We start from the raw sequence: 21,704 nt of genomic DNA, 5'->3' as shown, positions 1-21,704 counted from the left end.
GTGTCACGGTCGTACCCCCACACTGATCCACTCGCCGACGAAGTCGGCCAGGGTGCCCACCGAGCGCAGCGCGGGCAGCAGTTGCTGTACCGCGATGCCGCCGGCCTGCGGCAGCGAGGTCTCGATCCGGTCCTTGAGTTGCATGATCATTACAGAGTCGAAGCCGAGGTCCTCGTAGAAACGGGACCGCCGGTCGACGCGTTCGGGCGCGTAGTCGCCCACCTCCACCACGGCGCGCACGACGGCGGCCAGCACCGGATCCTCGCCCCCGTCGCGCTCGCCCCCGTCCGGTCGGCCGAGGTCCGCGGCGGCAGCCGTCGCCGGGCCGGACGCGGCCGCTTCCGCGGGAACGGGCGGGGCCGCGTCGGTCCGCGGACGGGCGGTCGCGGTGTGCCAGAAGCGGTGCTCGGCGGAGAAGGCGTACGGGGGCAGCCGCTCGGTGGTGCGCCAGGCGGGCTCGTACAGCTCCTCCCACCGCGGCTCCAGGCCCGAGCGGTACAGGGCGGCGACCGTCTCGGCCAGGTCGCGGGCGCCCGCGTCCCGGCCCGGCGCCGGGTGCAGCAGCCGGATCCCGTCGGACATTCCGGACCGGCCCACGAGCTGGATCAGCTGTGGCGCCGGGCCGATCTCCACGAGGGCCGTCGGGGCGGTCCGCACCACCAGGTCGGCCAGCGCGTCCGCGAACAGCACCGGCTCGGCGGCCTGACCGGCCCAGTAGGCGCCGTCCATCGGCTCGTCGGCCAGCAGCCGCCCGTACCGGGTGGAGGCGAGCGGCACGCGCGGCGCGGCGGGCGTGATCCCCGCCGCCGCGGAGGCCAGCGGCTCCAGGGCGGGAACCATCAGCGGCGAGTGGAAGGCGTGCGAGACGTTGACCGTACGGCAGTGGGTGCCGCGCCCGCGCAGCACCCCGGCGACCCGCTCCAGCGCCTCCAGCGTGCCGGACAGCACGGTGTTCTCCGGGCCGTTGACCGCGGCCAGGGACACACCGGTTGTGAGGAACTCCTCGACCGCCTCGCGTCCCGCCCGCACCGACAGCATGCCGCCGCCCTCGGGCAGCGCGTCCATCAGCCGCGCCCGCTCCGCGACCAGCCGGGCCGCCTGGTCCAGCGTGAGCACCCCCGCCGTCACGGCGGCCGCGAACTCCCCGACACTGTGCCCGAGCACCACGTGCGGCCCCGCGCCGAGCCCGCTCAGCGTCGCCGCCAGCGCGTGGCCGACGGCGAACAGGGCGGGCTGCGCCCAGCGGGTGCGGTGCACGGCCGGATCCCCGGCCAGGATCAGGTCGCGCACCGAGCCGCCCAGGTACGGGGCGAGCGCCGCGTCGGCCTCGTCGAGCCGGCTCCGGTACAGCGGCGACTGCCGGTACAGGCCGGCCGTCATCCCGGGGTCCTGGACGCCCTGGCCGGTGAAGAGGAATCCGATGACCGGCGGGCGCCAGGCCCGGTCGGCGATCCCGGCGGCCAGCCGCGCGTCCTCGGCGGCCCCGCGCAGCGCCGCGGCCAGCTCGACGGTGTCGGAGGCGGTGAACGCCGCCCGGTAGGGCAGCCCCGTCTTGACCCGGTTGCTGGTCCAGCACAGCGCGGCGGCGTCCCCGCGCGGGCGGGCGGCCACCGCCTCGGCCTGCGCGGCCAGATTGCGGCGCAGCGCCTCCGGGGTGTCGGCCGAGACCGTGAACACCCCGGTCGGCGCGGCCGCCGCCCGGCGGCGCCGGGTCCGGGCCGTACGGGGCGCGGCGGCGAGCACCGCGTGCGCGTTGGTCCCGCCCATGCCGAAGCTGCTCACCCCCGCCACGACCTCACCGGCGGGCAGCCGCACCGGGGCCTTCAGCAGGGCCAGCCCCCGTTCGGCGAGCCGCAGTTGGGGGTTCTCGCGGTCCGCGAACCGGCTCGCCGGCACGATCCGGTGGTGCAGGGCGAGCGCCACCTTGATCAGCCCGGCGATCCCCGCGGCCCCCTCCGTGTGCCCGAGGTTGCCCTTGACGGAGCCGATCGCGCACGGCTCCTCGCGCGGTACGCCGTGCACCTCGCCCAGGGCCCCGCACTCGATGACGTCGCCGAGCGCGGTGCCCGTGCCGTGCGCCTCCACGAACCGCACCTGCTCGGGGGTGACCCCGGCACGGCGGTACGCGGCCGCGACGACCTCCCGCTGGGAGTGCCGGTTCGGCGCGGTGACGCCGTTGCTGCGCCCGTCCTGGTTGACGGCGGTGCCCCGGATGACGGCGTAGACCCGCTGCCCGTCGGCGAGCGCGTCCTCCAGCCGCCGCAGCACCACCACTCCGACGCCGTCGCTGCGCGCGATGCCGTTCGCGTCGGCGCTGAACGGCCGGCACCGGCCGTCCGGCGAGGCCAGCCCCATCTGCGCGTACACCAGGCCCAGCGCCGGCGTCAGGATCAGGTTGACCCCGCCGGCCAGCGCCGTGCCGCACTCCCCGGACAGCAGCGAGTTGACCGCCAGGTGCACGGCGACCAGCGAGGAGGAGCAGGCCGTGTCCACGGACAGGCTCGGCCCCTTCAGGTCGAGGTGGTACGAGATCCGGTTGGCGGCCATGCCGGCACTGGAACCGGCGCCCAGCTGCGGGGTCACCCGCCCGTAGTCGCCCAGGTGCAGCTGGCCCCACTCGCTGCCCATCATGCCGACGAACACCCCGGTGTCGCCGCCCGCCAGGGACCGCGGCGAGCGCCCCGAGTCCTCCACGGCCCGCCACGCGCACTGGAGCAGCAGCCGCTGCTGCGGGTCCATCGCGGCCGCCTCGCGCGGCGAGACGGTGAAGAAGTCGTTGTCGAACACCTCGGCGTCGTCGATGAACCCGCCCCGCACCGGGGTCTCGTACCCCGGCCCGAACCGGCGCGCGACGGGCTGCTCGCCGGTGGCGTCGCCGCCGCGCATCAGCAGGTCCCAGTAGGCGTCGGGGCCCGGCGCCCCGGGGAAGACGCAGTCGAGCCCGACCAGGGCGACGGAGGCGGGACTCACCGGGAGACCCCCGCCGTCGGCACCGTCACGCCCCGCGCCGTCAGGTGGGCGACCAGCGCGACGACGGTCGGGTGGTCCCAGGCCAGCGACGGGTCCACGGCGATGTGGAACGTGTCCTCGATGTCCCCGCACAGGCTGAGCGCCCCCACCGAGTCCATGCCGTACTCGGCGAGCGGCACGGTGGGGTCGATGCTGTCCGGCAGCCGGTCGAGGTACACGGCGAGGCGGTCGGTCAGCCAGTGGTGCAGCGGGGCCGCGCTGTGCGGCGACACGGGCAGGGACATCCCTGGACTCCTTGCATGCGGGCGAAGGGGGAGGACGGTGGTCGGGGCCGTTGCCCGTCAGCCGGGAAGCGGGGTGTTGTGCAGGTCGTAGCTGCGCCGGTCCCCGAAGCGGGCCAGGACCTCCTGGTGGACCCGCGCCAGGCACTCGGGGGGCAGCTCCACGGGCTCGGTGCCGAGCCTGCGCGTGATGCGGTGCAGGGCCGCGGCGGCCCAGGCCGGATCGGCCAGGAACGGGTCGAGCCCGTCGCGGTTGTGGCGGCGCACGCCGAGCACGGCCGCGGCGGCCAGGACCAGCACGTAGCGGTCGGTCAGCGCGAACCAGGCCGGCCCGACCGGGGTGCCGCCGTCCAGCGGCGGCAGCGCCAGCACCCGCCGGCGCAGGTCCCGCAGCTCCTCGACGAGGTGCTCCGTCATCGTGCGCAGGGCCCGCTCCACCGGGTCGCGTCCCGGCAGTTCCGCGGCGGCGGCCAGCAGCGAGGCGCTGAGGCTGTCGCGACCGCCGGCCAGCGCGAGCGCGTCGTAACGGAACGCCGGCAGGGGCGCGTCGGGCTGGAACAGCGCGGCGGGGGCCTCCTCCTCGGTGAACCAGGAACGGCTCGCCAGATGCTTCAGCTGCGGGATGATCGTCGCCTGGCAGGCGACCGTCCCCGCGTGGCCGAGGCTGATCACCGGCACGTCCCGGATGTGCTTCTGCAGGACGCCGACCGTGCCGTCCCGCGTGTACAGCTGGGACCCCAGGACGGTGGACAGGTCGTACATCGTCTCGATCAGCACCCGTGGCAGCAGCAGCTTCACGGCCGCCGAGTACACGCTGGTCTCGGCCGGCAGCAGGTGCAGCGCCCGGGTGGCGACGACCGCCAGGCAGTCGTAGAGCAGCAGGTTCACGAACGCGCCGGTCAGGGTGTTCGCGGTGTGCTGCGGGTCCACCGGCGCCGTGCCGGCCGCGCCCGGCCCCCGCCGGCGGTCCACCAGCACGGCCGTACGCAGGCTCGTGTCCACGGCGGCCACCGACAGCGAGGCCATCAGCGTGCGGCTCATCTGGAACGACTGCAGCGAGGTCGCCACCCCGCTGCCGGGCGCGCCGAGCAGCGCGTCGGCGGGCACCAGGCAGTCGTCGAAGCGCACGCCCGAGAAGAAGCAGGACCGCAGGCCCACCGCCGCGGGCCGCCGCTCGGTGCGGTACCGGTCGGCGGGCAGGGTGCGCGGGTCCAGCAGCAGGGCGCTCTGCGTCCCCCCGGGGAAGTGCCCGCCGGTGCGGCAGAACAGCACCAGGGCGTCGGCCCGGTGCAGGTTGTTGACCACCGGCTTGGCCCCGGTGACCGACAGCCCGCCGCCGGGCACGGGCTCCGCGGAGATCTGGTTGCGCACGAAGTCGTTGGTGTGCGCGGTCTCGTGCTGGGCGATGGCCGCCTTCGACCCGCCCAGCAGCAGACCGCCCAGCCACGACCGCTGTTCCCGGCTGCCGCGCATCCACACGTCGGAGGCGGCCATGAAGGTCGTCATCCCGTAGCCCATGCCGAGGGACACGTCCCGCCGGAACACCGGCCGCATCACCCGCAGCAGGCCCTCGGGCGAGTCGAAGCGGCCACCGAGCTCGCGGGGGACGAACTCGCGGTGCATGCCGAAGTCGTCGAGCAGCCCCTCCGCCTCCGGGGACAGCGCGGCCGCCTGGTCGGAGGCCAGCAGGGCGTGGTGCCCGGCCGGGTTGCCGGGCGCGCCGGGGTCGCCGAGCAGGGCCTCCAGCGCGGCGGCCCGGACCCGGCCGCTCGTCGACTCCGGGGACGGCGCGGGCCGCCGCACCGGCGCCCGGGGGGCCGGTCCGGCGGCGACGGCGAGAGCGCTCACCACGCCGTCTCCTGCATGGCGGACCGGGTGCCGGCGCGGCCGGCCGGCCGCAGCAGGTCGTTGCCGAGCAGCGTGTCGCGCGGCCGGACCAGGGCGCGCACGGCCGGGTCGAGGACCTCGTAGACGCCGCTGACCTCGCCCTCCAGGAACAGCTTGCGGATCAGGGTCCGCTGGATCTTGCCGCTGGTGGTGCGGCGCAGGGTGCCGGGCCGCACCAGGAGCACGTTGGCCGCGGGCACGTCGAAGTCCTGGCCGATGAGGACCTGGATGCGCCGGGCGAGGGCGCGCAGCGTCTCCCAGTCCGCGTTCTCCGGACGCACCTCGTGGACGACGACGAGCTGCTCGCGGTCCGCGTCGACGGTGAACACGGCCCCCTGTCCCGCCCCGAGGGCCGGCTCCCCCTCGCGCACCGCCCACTCGACGTCCTGCGGGTAGATGTTGCGGCCGTTGAGGATGATCATTTCCTTGAGGCGGCCGGTGACGTACAGCTCGTCCCCGTCGATCACCCCGAGGTCGCCGGTGCGCAGGAAGCCGCTCTCCCCGTCGTCCACCATGGCGTGGAAGGTACGGGCGGTGTCGGTGGGACGGCGCCAGTAGCCCTGGGCGACGCTGTCGCCGCGCACCCAGATCTCCCCGACCCGTCCCTCGGGCACCTCCTCGCCGATCACCGGCTCCACGATCCGCACCGCGAAGCCGCGTACGGAGCCGCTGCCGACCAGGGTCCGCACCGGCCGTCCCGGGCGCGGCGGGCGCAGCTCGTCGTATTCGAGGCCGGCCGCGTCGACGGTCAGCGTGCGCGGCCCGCGGCCGGGCGTGCCGCCCGACACCACGAGCGTGGCCTCGGCGAGCCCGTACGCCGGGTAGAGGCTCCCGCGGCGGAAACCGGCCGCGGCGAAGCGTTCGGCGAAGGCCTCCAGCGTCTGGTGGCGCACCGGTTCGGCGCCGTTGATCGCCAGCCGCCAGCTGCTCAGGTCGAGGTCCGCGAGCTGCTCGTCGGTGATCCGGCGCAGGCACAGGTCGTAGCAGAAGTTGGGGCCGCCGCCGACGGTCACCCCGTACTCGCCGATCGAACGCAGCCAGCGCACCGGCCGCTTGACGAACGCGGTGGGCGACATCTGTACCGACGAGGTGCCCAGCCACAGCGGGTGCAGCAGATGGCAGATGAGCCCCATGTCGTGGTAGTGCGGCAGCCAGCTGCCGAACACGTCGTCGGCCGTGGAGCGCAGGAGCCCCCGCATGGCCTCCATGTTGGCGAGGAGGTTGCGGTGACTGACCATCACCCCGCGCGGCCGGGACGTCGACCCCGAGGTGTACTGGAGGAACGCCAGGTCGTCCGGACCGGTGGGCGGCGGCTGCCAGGCGTCGGCGTCCAGCCCCTCCTCCACGTCGGTGGCCAGGCACACCGTCTCGCCCCGGCCCGCCATGGCGAGCCACAGCGACACGTCGGGGGCGTGCGCGGAGTCGGTCAGCACCAGCCGCGCCCCGGTGTCGCGGATGATCCCCGACACGCGCTGCAGCCGCTCGCCCCGGTCGCCGGGCAGCGGGGCCGGAACGGCGACGGCACCGGCGTACAGACAGGCGGCGAACGCCTTCAGGAACCCCGGACCCGGCGGGTACAGCAGCAGCACCGGCTGCCCCAGGGCCCCGTGTTCGCGCAGCCGCACCGCGATGGCCCGGGCCGCGCGGTCCAGCTGCCCGTACGTGAGGTGCTCGGCGGCGGCGCCCGGGGCGTCACCGAGGAACACGTGAGCGTCGCGCTCGCCGAGTTCCGCGGCCCGGCCGCGGAGCACTTCGGTGAACGTAGCGAATCCAGTCAACGTCAGCCCCCTTCTGGCGCATCCGGGGCAACTGCCGAACGCCCGGCGCCCCTGCCGCCAACGCCTCGGCATGCTCCGCGCACCGCCTAAAGCATGGCTTGCGGGTCCCGGGCCAGGGTGCGCGGCCCCGGATCAGGGGTTCCGCTGTCCGAAGCCGGGGGTGGGGCCCGCCCTAGGGTGGCGAGGGCCGGGCAGCTGGGGGAGTCTGCCGCCACCCGTGCCACCGGAGTACCGAGGAACGGGGGCTGCATGCGATTTCGGGTGTTGGGGCCACTGGAAGTGGACGCGGCCGGCCCGGACGCGCGCCGGGTGACGCCCCGTGCGGCGAAGATCCGCGTGGTCCTCGCGACGCTTCTGGTACGGGCCGACGAGATCGTGTCCGTCGGCAGCCTCATCGACGAACTGTGGGGCGAGGACCCGCCGCGCACCGCGACGACCACGCTCCAGGTCTACATCTCGCAGCTGCGCAAGCTCCTGCACGCCGCCGACCCCGACGCGGGCCGCGAAGCCCTGGTCACCCGCCCGCCCGGCTACCTCATGCGGCTGGACCCGGACCGGCTGGACCTGTCCGCCTTCGAGGACCTGCACGCCCGGGGCCGCGCCGCCATGGCCCGCCACGACGCCCCGGCCGCCGCCGACCTCCAGCGCCGCGCGCTCGCGCTGTGGCGCGGCCCCCTCCTGTCCGACACCCCCCACGGTCCCCTGCTCGACAGCACCGCCATCCGCCTCGGCGAACTGCGCACGGCGGCACTCGAACAGCGCATCCGGGCCGACCTGCAACTGGGCCGCCACCACGACCTCGTGGGCGAACTCCAGGCGCTCGCCACCGAACTCCCGATGCGCGAGGAGTTCCACGCCCACCTGATGGTGGCCCTGTACCGCACCGGCCGGCAGGCCGACGCGCTGGAGGCCTTCGGCCGGCTGCGGCGCACCCTCGTCGACGAACTGGCGATCGAGCCGGGCCCGCCGCTGCAACAGCTCCACGGCCGGATCCTCGCCGGCGACACCGCCCTGCTGCGCCCCTCGGCCGCCGCACCCTCCCCGTCCGGCGGCCCCCGTCCGACCGCGACCGTGACCGCAGGCGGGAACACGGGCGGGAGCGCCGTGTCCGCGGCCCCGTCGTCCGCCGTCGAACCGGAGCCCGCCCTGCCGCCCACCGGCGTACCGGTCGGCGAACTCCCGCCGTCCGACCCCCTGTTCACCGGACGCGGCGAGGAGCTGGCCGCGCTGGAGACGCTCCTGCGCGACGTCCCGGCGGGCGGCTGCGTCACGCTCACCGGCCCCGCCGGCACGGGCAAGACCGCCCTCGCCCTGGCCGCCGCGCACCGCGCCGACGGGCTCTTCCCCGACGGCCGGGTGTTCCTCGCGCTGCGCGACGCGGCGGGCGAACCGCTGGCACCCGCCGCCGCGCTGACCCTGCTGCTGCGCCGCTGCGGGGTCACCGGACCGCTGCCCGGCGAGCTCGACGGGCTGCGCCGCACCCTGGACCGGCTCACCCTGGGCCGCAGGATGCTGTTCGTGCTCGACGACGCGGCGAGCGGAGCCGCGACCGCCCCCCTGCTTCCCGCGACCCCCGGCAGCACCGCGCTGCTGACCGCCCGCCGGCCCCCCGCGGTCCCGGTCTCCCGGGTGCACCTGCTGGACGTCCTCGCCCCGGCGCAGGCCCGTCGGCTGCTGCTGGCCGCGTCGGGCCGGGACGGCGAGGACGACGGGCCCGAAGGGGCATGCGCCGCCGTCGTCGAGGCGTGCGGCCGTCTGCCGTCGGCCGTACGGGCCCTCGCGGGCCGGCTGGCGGCCCGCCCGCACTGGACCGTGGCTTCCCTGGCCGCCCGGCTCGCCTACGAGCACGCCCCGCTGGCCGAACTCCGCTCCGCGCAGCCCGGCCTGGACGCGGCCCTGCGCGGGGCCTACGACGAGGCCGGCGAACCGGTGCGGCGCGCCTTCCGGCTGCTCGCACTGCTGCCCGCCGGCCCCTTCCCCGCCACCGACGCGGCCGCCCTGCTCGGCCTGGCCGAACCGGACGCCGAAGCCGTGCTGGAGAGCCTCGTGGAGGCCCGCCTGCTGCGGGCCGAACCCCGCGGCGCCTACCGCCTGCACGTGCTGTGGCGGCTCCTGGCGGGCGAGCTCCTCACCGCGCAGGAGCCCCCCGGCCAGGTGGCCCGCGCCGTGGCCCGGCTCGCCGGAGCCCTGGCCGCCGAGGCGGAGGAGGCCGACGCGCTGCCGCACGCCGCCGAGTGGTTCGCCGAACGCCGCACCGCGCTGGTCGCGACCCTCGGCCGGGCCCACACGGCCGGGCTGTGGGAGCACACGGTGCGCCTCGCCGACGCCCTGACCGCCCCCCTGGAGGCCCACGCGGCCTGGGACGACTGGGAGCGGGCGCACACCCTGGCCCTCGACGCCGCCGAACACCTCGGCGACCTCGGCGCCCAGTCCCGGCTGCTGCGCTCGCTCGGCGACCTCGCCTGGCAGCGCCGCCGGACGGACACCGCCCGCGGCCTGTACGGGCGCGCGCTGCGGGCCGCCGACGGGGCCGACGCCCGGCCCGAGCGCGCCCGCGCCCTGACGGGCCTGGCCGAACTGAGCCTGGACGCCTCGGCCGTCACGGAGGCGGCCCGGCTGATCGGCCGGGTCCTCGACCCGGCGCCCGGGGACCCCCGCGACCACTACGAGGCCCGGCGGGTCCGGGCCCTGCTCGCCCTGGAGACGGAGGGCCCCGCCGCCGCGGAACCGCACTTCGCGCGGTGCCTGACCCTGGCGGCCCAGCTCGGCGACCGGCGCCGCGAGGCGTACGCCGTCCGGTGGCTGCGCCAGGTGCGGGGCGGCCTGCCGCTGCCGGACTGGACGGAGACCCGGCCCGGGGTGTGGCGGCTGCGCGCCGCGGGCTGAGCCGCCCCGCCACCGCCCCGCCGACCCCCTGCCACCGTCCCGCCCCGCCGACGGGCCCCCTGCGGACCGCCCGAGGACCGACCGACGCGCGCGACGCGTCACACGTACCGACGTAAGGAGAGATGCCCGTGCTCACGGCGCTGGAAGGGGTGTACGGGGACCGCGCCGACGCGGTCACCGTCGCCGGCCGGACCGCCTCGTACGAGGAACTGCTGGGCGCGGCCGGGGCGGTGGCCGCCGACGTGGCCGGCGCCCCCGCCGTCGCGGTCGAGGCCACGGCCTCCCTGGAGACCGTCGCCGCCGTGGCCGGCTGCCTGCTGGCCGGGGTGCCCGTCGTCCCCGTACCGCCCGACGCGGGCGTCGCCGAACGCGAGCACATCCTGCGCGACTCGGGCGCCACCCCCGTCACGGCCGACTTCGCCCGCCGGGCCGCCTGGAGCGGCCCCGCACCGGCGGCCGACGCCCCCGCGATGGTCCTCTACACCTCGGGGACCACCGGCGCGCCCAAGGGGGTCGTGCTCGACGGCGCCGCCATCGCCGCCGGACTGGACGCCCTCGCCGAGGCCTGGCAGTGGAGCGCCGAGGACACCCTGGTCCACGGGCTGCCGCTGTTCCACGTGCACGGGTTGATCCTCGGCGTCYTCGGCGCGCTGCGCACCGGCAGCCGCCTCGTGCACACCGGCCGGCCCACCCCGGCCGCGTACGCCGAGGCGGGCGGCAGCCTCTACTTCGGGGTGCCCACGGTGTGGTCCCGCGTCGTCGGGGACCCGGAGCGGGCCCGCGCGCTGCGCTCCGCGCGGCTGCTGGTCTCGGGCAGCGCCCCGCTGCCGGAGCGGGTCTTCCGCGGCCTGGAGGAGCTGACAGGACGCCGGCCGGTCGAGCGGTACGGGATGACGGAGACCCTGATCACGGTGAGCGGCCGGGCGGACGGCCCGCTGCGGCCGGGCGCGGTGGGGACCCCGCTGCCCGGGGTCCGCACGCGGATCGCGGCCGGAGAGGGGGAGGAGATCGGTGAACTCCAGCTGACCGCCCCCACGTTGTTCTCCGGCTACCTGGGGCGTCCCGAGGCCACGGCGGCCTCGTACACCGAGGACGGCTGGTTCCGCACGGGCGACATCGCCGCGATCGACGCGGACGGCACCCACCGCATCGTGGGCCGGGCCTCCGTCGACATGATCAAGTCGGGTGGGTACCGGATGGGGGCGGGCGAGATCGAGAACGCCCTCCTGGACCACCCGCAGGTGCGCGAGGCGGCCGTGGTCGGGGTGGCGGACGCCGATCTGGGCCAGCGCGTGGTCGCGTTCGTCGTGGCCTCCGGGGTGACCGGGGCCGAGCTCACCGACTTCGTCGCCACGCGCCTGTCGGTGCACAAGCGGCCGCGCGAGGTGCGGTTCGTCGCCGCGCTGCCGCGCAACGCCATGGGCAAGACCCAGAAGCGGCTGCTGCTGTCGGGGGAGGGGTGAGGTGCGGCCCGTGCGGCCCTCAGCGCGCCCCCGGGGCCCCGGCGGACCCGGCCGGCTCGCCGTGCCCGGCCGGCTCGGGTCCGGCCGCGGGGCGGTAGTGCCGCAGGAACAGCTCCTCAAGCGTCGGGGGCCGGCTGACGAGGCTGCGCACGCCCGTCTCGGAGAGCACCCGCAGGAACGTGCCGAGGTGCTCGGCGTCGACCTGGGCGGTGACCTTCGTCCCCCGGACCTCCAGGCCGTGGACCCCGGGCAGCTCGTCCAGGCCCTCGGCGGGGGCGGCGAGTTCGGCCGTCACGGACGTGCGGGACAGGTGCCGCATCCGGCTGAGCGAGCCCGTCTCCACCGTGCGCCCGTCGCGGACGATGCTGACGCGGTCGCACAGCGCCTCGACCTCGGTGAGGATGTGGCTGGACAGCAGGACCGTACGGCCCTCGTCGGCGGCCTCGCCGACGCAGCTCTGGAAGACCTCCTCCGCCAGTGGGTCCAGGCCGGAGGTGGGCTCGTCGAAGACGAGCAGTTCGGCGTCGGAGGCGAAGGCGGCGACCAGGGCGACCTTCTGCCGGTTGCCCTTGGAGTACGCGCGGCCCTTCTTGCCCGGGTCGAGCTCGAAGCGGTCCGTCAACTCCTTGGCGGCCCGCGGGTCGGTGGCGCCGCGCAGCCCGGAGAGGAAGCCGAGGGCTTCGCCGCCGGAGAGGTTGCGCCACAGGTTCACGTCGCCGGGTACGTAAGCGATCCGGTGGTGCAGCGCGACCGCGTCGCGCCAGGGGTCGCCGTCCAGCAGCCGCACGCGGCCGCGGTCGGCGCGGATCAGGCCGAGGAGGATCCGCAGGGTGGTGGACTTCCCGGCGCCGTTGGGACCGAGGAAGCCGTGCACCTCGCCCTTCTCGACGCTCAGGTCGAGGCCCTTCAGCGCGTGGGTGCGGCCGAACGACTTGTGCAGTCCGGCAATCTCGATTGCCATCATCATATTTCGGAAGATACCTTAGTTTCAGAATATCGTGAAGCTAGTGGAAGGTATCGCCTGACGGTCGATCACGGGGAGACGGTGTGGACGCGAGTGCCGGCGCCAGCGACAGCGAGCAGCGGGGCTACAACGAGGAGGTGTCGGCCTTCGTCGAGCGGTTCGCCGCCGACCTGGTGGCCGCCGGAGTCCCCCGGATGCCCTCCCGGGTCTTCGCGTGCCTGCTCGCCGAGGACGCGGGCGCGCTGAGTGCCGCGGAGCTCTCGGAGCGGTTGAAGGTCAGCCCCGCGGCGGTGTCGGGGGCCGTCCGCTACCTCGCCCAGGTGCACATGGTCAGCCGGGAGCGGGCGCCGGGCGAACGCCGGGAGATCTACCGCGTCCACGCGGACCTCTGGTACGAGGCGGTCACCAGCCGGGACCAGATGCTCAACCGCTGGGCGGCCACCCTCAAACAGGGGGTCGAGGCGCTGGGCCCCGGTACGCCGGCGGGCCTGCGGGCCGAGGAGACGGCCGACTTCTTCAGCTTCGTGAAGCTGGAACTGGACTCGCTGATGGACCGCTGGCGGGCGCACCGGGGCGAGTGATCATCCGGGTGGCGAGGGCGCTGACGGCCACCGTCGCGCCGACCGACACGGCCAGGCCCAGCCAGGCCGTGTCGAACCACCGGTTGCCGAGGTGTCCGAGCGTCACCAGGTAGGCCGCCCACAGCAGTCCGGCCAGCGCCGACCAGCCCATCTGGCGCGGCCGCAGTGCGGGTGAGGTGCCGAGGGCGATGTCCAGCACGGTCCGCCCGGCGGGGACGAAGCGCGCGGCCAGGGCGACCCGGCCGGCGTGCCGGGCCAGGCCGCCCTGGAGCCGGGTCGTCGCCTGCCGCCAGGCGGGGTGCCGGTCGAGGCGGGTGTGCAGCCAGGAGGATCCGCGCCGGGCCAGCAGGACCAGGGCCAGGTCGCCGAGGAAGGACGCGGCGGCCACCGCCAGGACCGGCAGCACCGGGGGGATGTGGTGCTGCGCGGTCCAGGCGGCCGCGGCCACCACGAGGGTGCCGCTGGGCAGGACCGGCAGGAGCGAATCGCCGAACACCGCGGCCAGTGCGAGGGCCAGGATCCACCAGGAGAGCGGAAGGGTGCCGGCGTTCATGTCGGGCTGCATGTATATGACTCTACCGAACATTCAGAAATTTGTGAACTTACATAAATGGTCAAGGGGCGGTGCCGAGGGACGGTGCCGAGCGGCGGTGCCGCGGGCGGGGCGCCGACGCCCCGCCCGCCCACCCCCTAGTACGTGTGGAAGCCCCGGCCGCTCTTGCGGCCCAGGAAACCCGCGTCGACCAGGTGCTCCAGGTGCCGGGCCGGCACCAGCGACGGCTCCCGGAACGAGGCGTGCAGACTGTTCTGGATCTGCAGCGACACGTCCAGGCCGATCGTGTCCAGCAGCGTCAGCGGGCCCATCGGGTAGCCGCAGCCCTGCGTCATCACCGCGTCGATCTCCCCGGCGGCGGCCCGGCGCTCCTCCAGCAGCCGCACCGCGCTGTTGAGGTACGGGAACAGCAGGGCGTTGACGATGAACCCGGCCCGGTCGTCGATGCCGACCGGATGCTTGCCCAGCCGCCCGCACACCTCGTGGACCGTGCCCAGCGCGTCCTCGGCCGTCAGCACCGTGCCGACCACCTCCACCAGCCGCATCACCGGAGCCGGGTTGAAGAAGTGCATGCCGAGCACGTCCTCGGGGCGCGAGGTCACCGCCGCGCACTCCACCACCGGCAGGCTCGACGTCGTCGTCGTCAGCACCGCACCCGGACGGCACACCGCGTCCAGCCCCCGGAAGATCTCCCGCTTGACGGGGAGTTCCTCCGCGACCGCCTCCACCACCAGGTCGCAGTCGGCCACTGCCTCCAGCGAATCCGCCGGAACCAGCCGCTCCAGCGCGGCCCGGCCGTCCTCGGCGCTGATCCGGCCGCGCTTGACCCCGCGCTCCACGGAGCCCGCCACCTTGTCCAGCGCCGCCTTCGCACGCACGTCCGTACGGGCCACCAGCCGCGTGTCGTACCCGGACCGGGCGAACACCTCGGCGATGCCCGACGCCATCGTCCCGGAACCGATCACCCCGACACTGCGCACCGGCCGCGAAGGCCGCCCGCCGCCACCCGCGGCGCCCGCCGCGGCCACGGCGGCCCGCGGCCCCGACGGCCCCTCGGGCCAGGTGTGGAACCCGCGGCCCGCCTTCGCGCCCAGCAGCCCCGCCGTCACCATGTGGTCCAGCAGCGGCGGCGGCAGGAACTGCGCCTGCCCCGTCTGCTCGTACAGCCCGCGCAGGGTGTCGCGCGCCGTGTCCAGACCGATCAGGTCCAGGTGGGCCAGCGGCCCCAGCGGCAGCCCGCAGCCCAGCATCATCGCCGCGTCGATGTCGTCGCGCGACGCGTAACGGCGCTCGTACATCGCGACGGCGCCGTTCAGGTACGCCATCAGCAGCCCGCCGCCCGTGAAACCCGGCTGGTCGCTGGAGGCCACGGCCGTCCGGCCCAGCGCGGCCACCAGCTCGCCGGCGGACCGCCCCACCGACGGATCGGTCAGCGGCGTGGTCACCACCTCCACCACACCGCCGTCCGGCGCGTGGCCCACCGGGTGCAGGCCGACCGTGCGCGGCAGCCGCCCGCAGGCCGCCGCCACCCGGGTGACCGACAGCGAGGTCGTCGTCGCGAACACCGCCCGCGGACCGCACAGTCCGTCGGCCCGCCGCAGCACCTCCGTCTTCAGCGCGAAGTCCTCCGGCACCGCCTCCACCACCAGCTCGCTGCCCGTGATGGCCGCCAGGTCGGCCGTGTACGTGATCCGGGCCCGGGCCGCCGGATCCTCCAGCCCCCGCTCGGTGCGCTCCCGGCCGCCGGCCACGGCGTCGCCGTCCGCCTCCACGGCCACCACACGGGCTCCCGCCGAGGCGAGCGAACGGGCCAGCGCGGAGCCGACCGTACCGAGGCCGATCACCGCGACCGCGGAGAAGGGCAGGGGACCGGGAAGGGGTGCCGCGGATGCTGCCGTCATGCTGCTGAGTCCTTTCGGGGGGCGGGAGCCGCCTCCTCGTCCCAGCGGACGAGAACCGTGCCCAGGGACATGCCGCCGCCGAAACCGGCGAGCAGCAGGACGTCCCGGTCCCGGAACGCCCCGGACCGGTGCGCCTCGTCGAGGGCGAGGGGAATGGAGGCGGCGCTGGTGTTTCCGTGCTCGGCCACGGTGAGGTGCGTACGGGCGCGGGGCAGGCCCAGCCGGGGCACGGTCTCGCCCAGCATCACGCCGTTGGCCTGGTGCGGGACGAAGTGGTCGACCTCGGACGGCTCCAGACCGTGCCGGTCCAGCACCTCGCCGACCGCGCGCGGCAGTTCGGCGGCCACGAAGTCGCGCACCCCGCGCCCGTTCATCCTGAAGTGGTGCAGTCCCCCGGCGACCGTCTTCTCCGAGGCGGGCAGCCGGCTGCCGCCGGCCTCGACGTGGATCAGCTCGGCCTGGTCGCCGCGGCTCGCCAGGTGCGAGCCGAGGACCCCGTAGCCGGACCGCACCTGGCCCAGCACCACGGCGCCCGCGCCGTCACCGAACAGGACGGCCGTGCGCCGGTCCTCGCGGTCGATGATCCGCGAGTACACGTCGGCGCCGATGACCAGGGCGTGACCGCGGACCGAGCCGTCCTGCTCCGGCAGCAGCCGGGCCGCCGTCACCAGAGCGAACACGAACCCGCTGCACACCGAGTTGAGGTCGAAGGCGGCCGCGTTCACCGCGCCGATCCGGTGCTGGACCAGACAGGCCGTGGCCGGCTGCGGGGAATCCGGCGTGGACGTCGCCACCACGATGCACGACAGGTCGGCCGCCGAGATCCCCGCCGCGTCCAGCGCGGCCCGCGCCGCCTCGACCGCCAGGTCGGAGGTGGCCTCGGACTCGGCCGCGTACCGGCGCTCCCGGATGCCCGTCTTCCGCCAGATCCAGTCCTCGGTGACCCCCGCCCGCTGCGCGACGAGCCGATTGGAGACCGTGTCGGCAGGCAGATAAGACCCGGTTCCCAGAATTCCTATTGCTGCTGTCATGACCGGCTCCTCACCGTGGAGGTGGCAGAGAGTGCGGGAAGTGCGAGAACTGCGAGAAGTACGGGGAACGCATTCACCGCGGGGTGCTCGAATGGGACATTCAGCAATGGTTCTCGGAGCCCGTTGCGGGCGGTAACCCTTGCTCCGCCCCCTAGCCGCCCCTAGTGGCCCGGCACGCCGATGACCGGGAGATGTTTTTAGCCGACCTTTAGAGCTGGACGTCAGCGTCTCGACGGTCTGCATGGAATTCCCCCGGTCCTCGGTCCGCCCGCGCGCCCGGCGGAGCCCTGAAGACACATCAGGCAAACAGGCGAAGGGGGAGATCGTGGCTGACCCGGTGAATTCGGTACGGCAGACGACGGCGGCTCCGGAGGAGTCCGGTACACCGGGCCGTACCACCGGGCCGATCGCGGTCATCGGCATCTCCTGCCGGTTCCCGCAGGCCGACGGACCCGCCGCGTACTGGCGGCTGCTGCAGGGCGGTACGGACGCCGTCACCGACGCGCCCGAAGCGCGCCGCGACGTCGTCGCGGCAGGGGCCGGTCCGGCCGCCGCCCGCGGCGGCTACCTCGACCGCGTCGACACCTTCGACGCCCGGTTCTTCGGGATCTCCCCGCGCGAGGCCGCGGCCATGGACCCGCAGCAGCGCCTCGTCCTCGAACTCGCCTGGGAGGCCCTGGAGGACGCCGGCATCCTGCCGGGCACCGTCAAGAACAGCGGCACCGGCGTCTTCGTCGGCGCGATCTGGGACGACTACGCCGATCTCGTGCGCCGCTCCGGCGGCGCCGGCGCCGGAGCGCACACCTTCACCGGGCTCAACCGGGGCGTCATCGCCAACCGGGTCTCGTACACGCTCGGCCTGCACGGGCCCAGCCTGACCGTCGACACCGCCCAGTCCTCCTCCCTCGTCGCCGTGCACCTGGCCTGCCAGGCCCTGCTCAGCGGGGAGGCCGACCTGGCCATGGCCGGCGGCGTCAACCTCCGCGTCACGCCCGCGAGTTCCGAGATCACCGCCGGATTCGGGGCCCTGTCGCCCGACGGCCGCTGCCACACCTTCGACGAGCGCGCCAACGGGTTCGTCCGCGGCGAGGGCGGCGGACTCGTCCTGCTCAAGCCCCTCGACCGGGCCCTCGCCGACGGCGACCGCGTCCACTGCGTGCTCCTCGGCAGCGCCGTCAACCACGACGGGGCCACCGACGGGCTCACCGTGCCCAGCCCCACCGCCCAGGCCGAGGTCGTCCGCCGGGCCCTGGAGGCCGCGGGCACCGACCCCGCCGAGGTCCAGTACGTCGAACTGCACGGCACCGGCACCCCGGTCGGCGACCCGATCGAGGCCGCCGCGCTCGGCACCGCGCTGGGCACCGCCCGGGACGCGGGCGACCCGCTCCCCGTCGGCTCCGCCAAGACCAACATCGGCCACCTCGAAGCCGCCGCGGGCATCGCCGGCCTCATCAAGGCGGCCCTCGCCATCGGCCACCGCGAACTGCCCGCCAGCCTCCACCACCGCACCCCCCACCCCGCCATCGACCTCGACGCCCTGCGACTGCGGGTGCAGACCGGGGCCGGACCCTGGCCGCACCCCACCCGCCCCCTCGTCGCGGGCGTCAGCTCCTTCGGCCTCGGCGGCGCCAACTGCCACGTCGTCCTCGGCGAGGCCCCGGCGGCCTCCCCCGCCGCCCCTCCCGCCCCCGCCGCGGACACCGGGCCCGGCCGCACCCTGCTCTTCCCGCTCTCCGGCCGCGGCGAGCCGGCCCTGCGCGCCCAGGCCGCCCGGCTCGGCGCGTACGCCGCCGGCCACACCGGCACGCCCGCGGACCTCGCCCACGCCCTCGCCGCCACCCGCACCGCCCACGAGGACCGGGCCGTCGTCCTCGCCGAGGACCTCGCGGGCCTCACCGCCGGACTCGACGCGCTCGCCACCGGAACCGGCTCCCCCCACCTGGTCCGCGGCCGGGCCGCATCCGGCCGCACCGCGTTCCTCTTCTCCGGACAGGGCAGCCAGCGCCCCGGCATGGGACGCGAACTGCACGCCGCGCACCCCGTGTTCGCCGCCGCCTTCGACGAGGTGTGCGCCGCCGTCGACGCCCACCTGCCCCGCCCGCTGCGCGAGGTCGCCTTCGCCGCCCCGGGCACCGACGGAGCCGCCCTCCTCGACCGCACCGCCTGGACCCAGCCCGCCCTGTTCGCCTTCGAGGTCGCCCTCCACCGGCTCCTCGGCCACCTCGGCGTCCGCCCCGACTTCGTCGTCGGCCACTCCATCGGCGAACTCGCCGCCGCGCACGTCGCCGGGATCCTCTCGCTGCCCGACGCGGCCGCGCTCGTCGCCGCCCGCGGACGCCTCATGGAAGCCCTCCCCGAGGGCGGCGCGATGGCCGCCCTCCAGGCCGACGAGTCCGAGGTGACGCCGCTGCTCGCCGGGCGCACCGACCGGGTGTGCGTGGCGGCCGTCAACGGCCCCCGCTCCGTCGTGGTCTCCGGGGACGAGGACGCCGTCGACGCCCTCACCGCGCACTTCGCCGCGCTGGGCCGCAAGACCAAGCGGCTGCGGGTCAGCCACGCCTTCCACTCCCCGCACATGGACGGCATGCTCGACGCCTTCGCCGCCGTCGCCGCCTCGATCACCTACGGCCCGGCCCGTGTCCCCGTCGTCTCCAACCTGACCGGACGGATCGTCACCGACGCGGAGATCGGCACCGCCGACTACTGGGTGCGCCACGTCCGCGAGGCCGTCCGCTTCGCCGACGGCATCCGCGCCCTCGACACCGCCGGCGTCACCACGTACGTCGAACTCGGCCCCGACGGCGCCCTGTCCTCCGCCGGACGCGACTGCGCCGGCGAGGACGCCGCCTTCGTGCCCGTCGTCCGTACCGGCAGGCAGCCCGAGCCGGAGTCGCTCACCACCGCCCTCGCCCGGCTGCACACCCTGGGCGCCGCCGACGGGCTCGACTGGGAGGAGCTCCTCGGCACGTCCGGCCCGGCACCCCGCCTGGACCTGCCGACCTACGCCTTCCAGCGCCGCCGGCACTGGATCGAGGCGGCCCCGGCCGCGGAGCCCGCCACCGACCCGGCGATCGCCCCGGCCCCGGAGCGCGCCGCCGCCGACCACGAGGACGAGGACGGGGACGAGGAGACCGGCTCCCGCGCCGGCGCCCTGCGCGCCCGGCTCACCGCACTGCCCGCCGCCGACCGCGAGCAGGCCGTGCTCGACCTGCTCCGCGCGGACATCGCGGCCGTCCTGCGCCACGACGAACCCGGCGACATCGACCTGCGCGAGACCTTCCACGAGCTCGGCTTCGACTCCTGGACCGCCGTCGAACTGCGCGACGGCCTCACCCGCACCACCGGACTGGCCCTGCCCAGCAGCCTGCTGTTCGACTACCCCACCCCCCTCGCCCTCGCCCGCAACCTCGCCGACCGCGCCCTCGGCGACCCGGCCGGACCGGCCGCGACCGCCCGCCACACCGGCGGACCGGCCGACGAACCGATCGCCGTCGTCGCCATGGCCTGCCGCTTCCCCGGCGGCACCGACTCGCCCGAGGCCCTGTGGGAGGTCCTCGCCGCGGGCCGCGACGTCACCGGCCCCTTCCCCACCGACCGCGGCTGGGACCTGGAAGGCCTGTACGACCCCGAGGGCCGGCCGGGCACGCACTACGTGCGCGCGGGCGGTTTCCTCGACGGCGCCACCCTCTTCGACCCCGCCTTCTTCGGCATCTCCCCGCGCGAGGCCGCCGCCATGGACCCGCAGCAGCGCCTGCTGCTGGAGACCTCCTGGGAGGCCCTGGAGCGGGCCGGCTTCGACCCGCTCGCCCTCAAGGGCACGGACACCGGCGTGTTCATCGGCGCCACCTTCCAGGACTACGGGCCGCGCCTGCACGAGGGCACCGAGTCCACCGAGGGCTACCTGATGACCGGCAGCACGCCCAGCGTCGCCTCCGGCCGCATCGCCTACACCCTCGGCCTCGAAGGCCCCGCCGTCACCGTCGACACCGCCTGCTCCTCCTCCCTGGTCGCCCTGCACCTGGCCGCGCAGTCCCTGCGGCAGGGCGAGTGCACCCTCGCCGTCGCGGGCGGCGTCACCGTCATGCCCACCCCCGGCCTCTTCGTCGAACTCACCCGCCAGCGCGCCCTGTCCGCCGACGGCCGCTGCAAGTCCTTCTCCGCCGACGCCGACGGCACCGGCTGGGCCGAGGGCGCCGGCGTCCTGCTGCTGGAGAAGCTCTCCGACGCCCGCCGCAACGGCCACCAGGTCCTCGCCGTCATCCGCGGCTCCGCCACCAACCAGGACGGCGCCAGCAACGGCCTCACCGCCCCCAACGGCCCCTCCCAGCAGCGCGTCATCCGCCAGGCCCTGGCCAACGCGGGCGTCACCGCCGACACCGTCGACGCCGTCGAGGCCCACGGCACCGGCACGAAGCTCGGCGACCCCATCGAGGCGCACGCCCTGCTCGCCACCTACGGCCAGGGCCGCCCCGAGGACCGGCCGCTGTGGCTCGGCTCCCTCAAGTCCAACACCGGCCACACCCAGCAGGCCGCCGGTGTCGCGGGCGTCATCAAGATGATCCTGGCCCTGCGCCACGGCATCCTGCCCAAGACCCTGCACGCCGAGGAGCGGTCCCCGCACATCGACTGGTCCGCCGGCTCCGTCGAACTGCTCACCGAGGCCCGCCCGTGGCCCGCCGCCGGGGAGACGGGCCACCCGCGCCGCGCGGGCGTCTCCTCCTTCGGCATCAGCGGCACCAACGCCCACCTCATCCTCGAAGAGGCCCCGGCGACGCCCGAGCCGGACACGGAGACCCCCGCCGCCGCCGGACCGGTGGCATGGCTGCTGTCGGCCAAGACCGAGGGCGCCCTGCGCGAGCAGGCGCAGCGGCTGCGCGCCCACGCCGCCGCGCACCCCGACACCCCCGACACCGCCGTGGCGGCCGCCCTCGCCGGCCACCGCTCCGTCTTCCCCCACCGGGCGGCCGTCCTGGGCACCTCGCGCCAGGAGCTGCTGGCGGGCCTGGAGGCCCCCCTCGTGTCCGGTGTCGCGGACGCGGGCGGCAAGACGGTGTTCGTCTTCCCCGGTCAGGGGTCGCAGTGGGCGGGGATGGCGGTGGAACTGCTGGATTCCTCGCCGGTGTTCGCGGCCCGGTTCGCCGAGGTCGCGGGGGCTGTGGAGGCGCACGTCGACTGGTCGGTGGAGGGGGTGCTGCGCGGGGACGGGGACCTGACCCGTATCGAGGTGCTCCAGCCGGTCCTGTTCACGGTGATGGTGTCGCTGGCCGAGCTGTGGCGTGCGGCGGGTGTGGTGCCGGACGCGGTGGTCGGTCACTCGCAGGGTGAGATCGCGGCCGCCGTCGTCTCGGGCGCGCTGTCGCTGGAGGACGGCGCCAGGGTGGTCGTGCTGCGTTCGCAGCTGTTCGCGGA

At 75.6% G+C, this 21,704-nt stretch carries 12 protein-coding genes; 4 read left to right on the top strand and 8 right to left on the bottom strand.

What is annotated here, in order from left to right; translation table 11 throughout:
- Positions 1-3: 3 nt before the first annotated feature.
- Genes AB4039_RS29355 through AB4039_RS29340 form a run of 4 tightly spaced genes read right to left on the bottom strand, consistent with a single transcriptional unit; the run spans position 4 to position 6,916 of the window.
- Complete coding sequence (locus AB4039_RS29355; RefSeq protein WP_442272210.1) at positions 4-2,970, bottom strand: type I polyketide synthase; 2,967 nt, start codon at positions 2,968-2,970, stop codon at positions 4-6.
- A complete protein-coding gene (locus AB4039_RS29350) occupies positions 2,967-3,254 on the bottom strand; it encodes an acyl carrier protein (protein WP_266845031.1) in 288 nt (95 codons plus the stop codon). Before AB4039_RS29350 ends, AB4039_RS29355 begins: the two co-directional genes overlap by 4 nt.
- 57 nt (positions 3,255-3,311) lie before the next feature.
- Complete coding sequence (locus AB4039_RS29345; protein WP_266845029.1) at positions 3,312-5,099, bottom strand: acyl-CoA dehydrogenase; 1,788 nt, start codon at positions 5,097-5,099, stop codon at positions 3,312-3,314.
- Positions 5,096-6,916: a fatty acyl-AMP ligase gene (locus tag AB4039_RS29340; RefSeq protein WP_266845027.1), complete on the bottom strand. Its 1,821-nt coding sequence runs from the start codon at positions 6,914-6,916 to the stop codon at positions 5,096-5,098. Before AB4039_RS29340 ends, AB4039_RS29345 begins: the two co-directional genes overlap by 4 nt.
- Before the next feature lie 249 nt (positions 6,917-7,165).
- Here AB4039_RS29340 and AB4039_RS29335 point away from each other — a divergent pair, with 249 nt between their 5' ends.
- Complete coding sequence (locus AB4039_RS29335) at positions 7,166-9,802, top strand: BTAD domain-containing putative transcriptional regulator (RefSeq protein WP_442272209.1); 2,637 nt, start codon at positions 7,166-7,168, stop codon at positions 9,800-9,802.
- 122 nt (positions 9,803-9,924) lie between these two features.
- The gene (locus AB4039_RS29330) at positions 9,925-11,265 is read left to right on the top strand and encodes an AMP-binding protein (protein ID WP_442272208.1); all 1,341 of its coding nucleotides are present in this window, start codon (positions 9,925-9,927) and stop codon (positions 11,263-11,265) included.
- A 19-nt stretch (positions 11,266-11,284) separates the two neighbouring features.
- Here AB4039_RS29330 and AB4039_RS29325 read toward each other — a convergent pair whose 3' ends face one another.
- Entirely contained in the window at positions 11,285-12,232 is a 948-nt protein-coding gene (locus tag AB4039_RS29325) for an ABC transporter ATP-binding protein (RefSeq protein WP_266845021.1), read from the bottom strand.
- A gap of 80 nt (positions 12,233-12,312) precedes the next feature.
- On the opposite strand from AB4039_RS29325, the gene AB4039_RS29320 reads away from it, so the two are divergent.
- Positions 12,313-12,810, top strand: a complete 498-nt coding sequence (locus tag AB4039_RS29320; RefSeq protein ID WP_266845019.1) for a MarR family transcriptional regulator — start codon at positions 12,313-12,315, stop codon at positions 12,808-12,810.
- On the opposite strand, the gene AB4039_RS29315 is transcribed toward AB4039_RS29320, so the two are convergent.
- The 3 genes from AB4039_RS29315 to AB4039_RS29305 form a co-directional block, all read right to left on the bottom strand.
- Entirely contained in the window at positions 12,746-13,375 is a 630-nt protein-coding gene (locus tag AB4039_RS29315; RefSeq protein ID WP_266845017.1) for a hypothetical protein, read from the bottom strand. The genes AB4039_RS29320 and AB4039_RS29315 overlap by 65 nt on opposite strands.
- Positions 13,376-13,500: 125 nt before the next feature.
- Positions 13,501-15,264, bottom strand: a complete 1,764-nt coding sequence (locus AB4039_RS29310; RefSeq protein WP_266845015.1) for a 3-hydroxyacyl-CoA dehydrogenase NAD-binding domain-containing protein — start codon at positions 15,262-15,264, stop codon at positions 13,501-13,503.
- Positions 15,261-16,295: a 3-oxoacyl-ACP synthase III family protein gene (locus AB4039_RS29305; protein WP_442272207.1), complete on the bottom strand. Its 1,035-nt coding sequence runs from the start codon at positions 16,293-16,295 to the stop codon at positions 15,261-15,263. The genes AB4039_RS29310 and AB4039_RS29305 overlap by 4 nt, the downstream gene beginning before the upstream one ends.
- Positions 16,296-16,620: 325 nt before the next feature.
- Between AB4039_RS29305 and AB4039_RS29300 the strand changes: the two genes are divergently transcribed.
- Positions 16,621-21,704, top strand: a 5,084-nt coding sequence (locus tag AB4039_RS29300) for a beta-ketoacyl synthase N-terminal-like domain-containing protein (RefSeq protein WP_442272206.1), incomplete at its 3' end; no start/stop codon positions are given.

This window comes from Streptomyces sp. M-16 (assembly GCF_052114405.1).
GTDB lineage: Bacteria > Actinomycetota > Actinomycetes > Streptomycetales > Streptomycetaceae > Streptomyces.
This window is presented reverse-complemented; position numbering and strand designations above follow the sequence as displayed.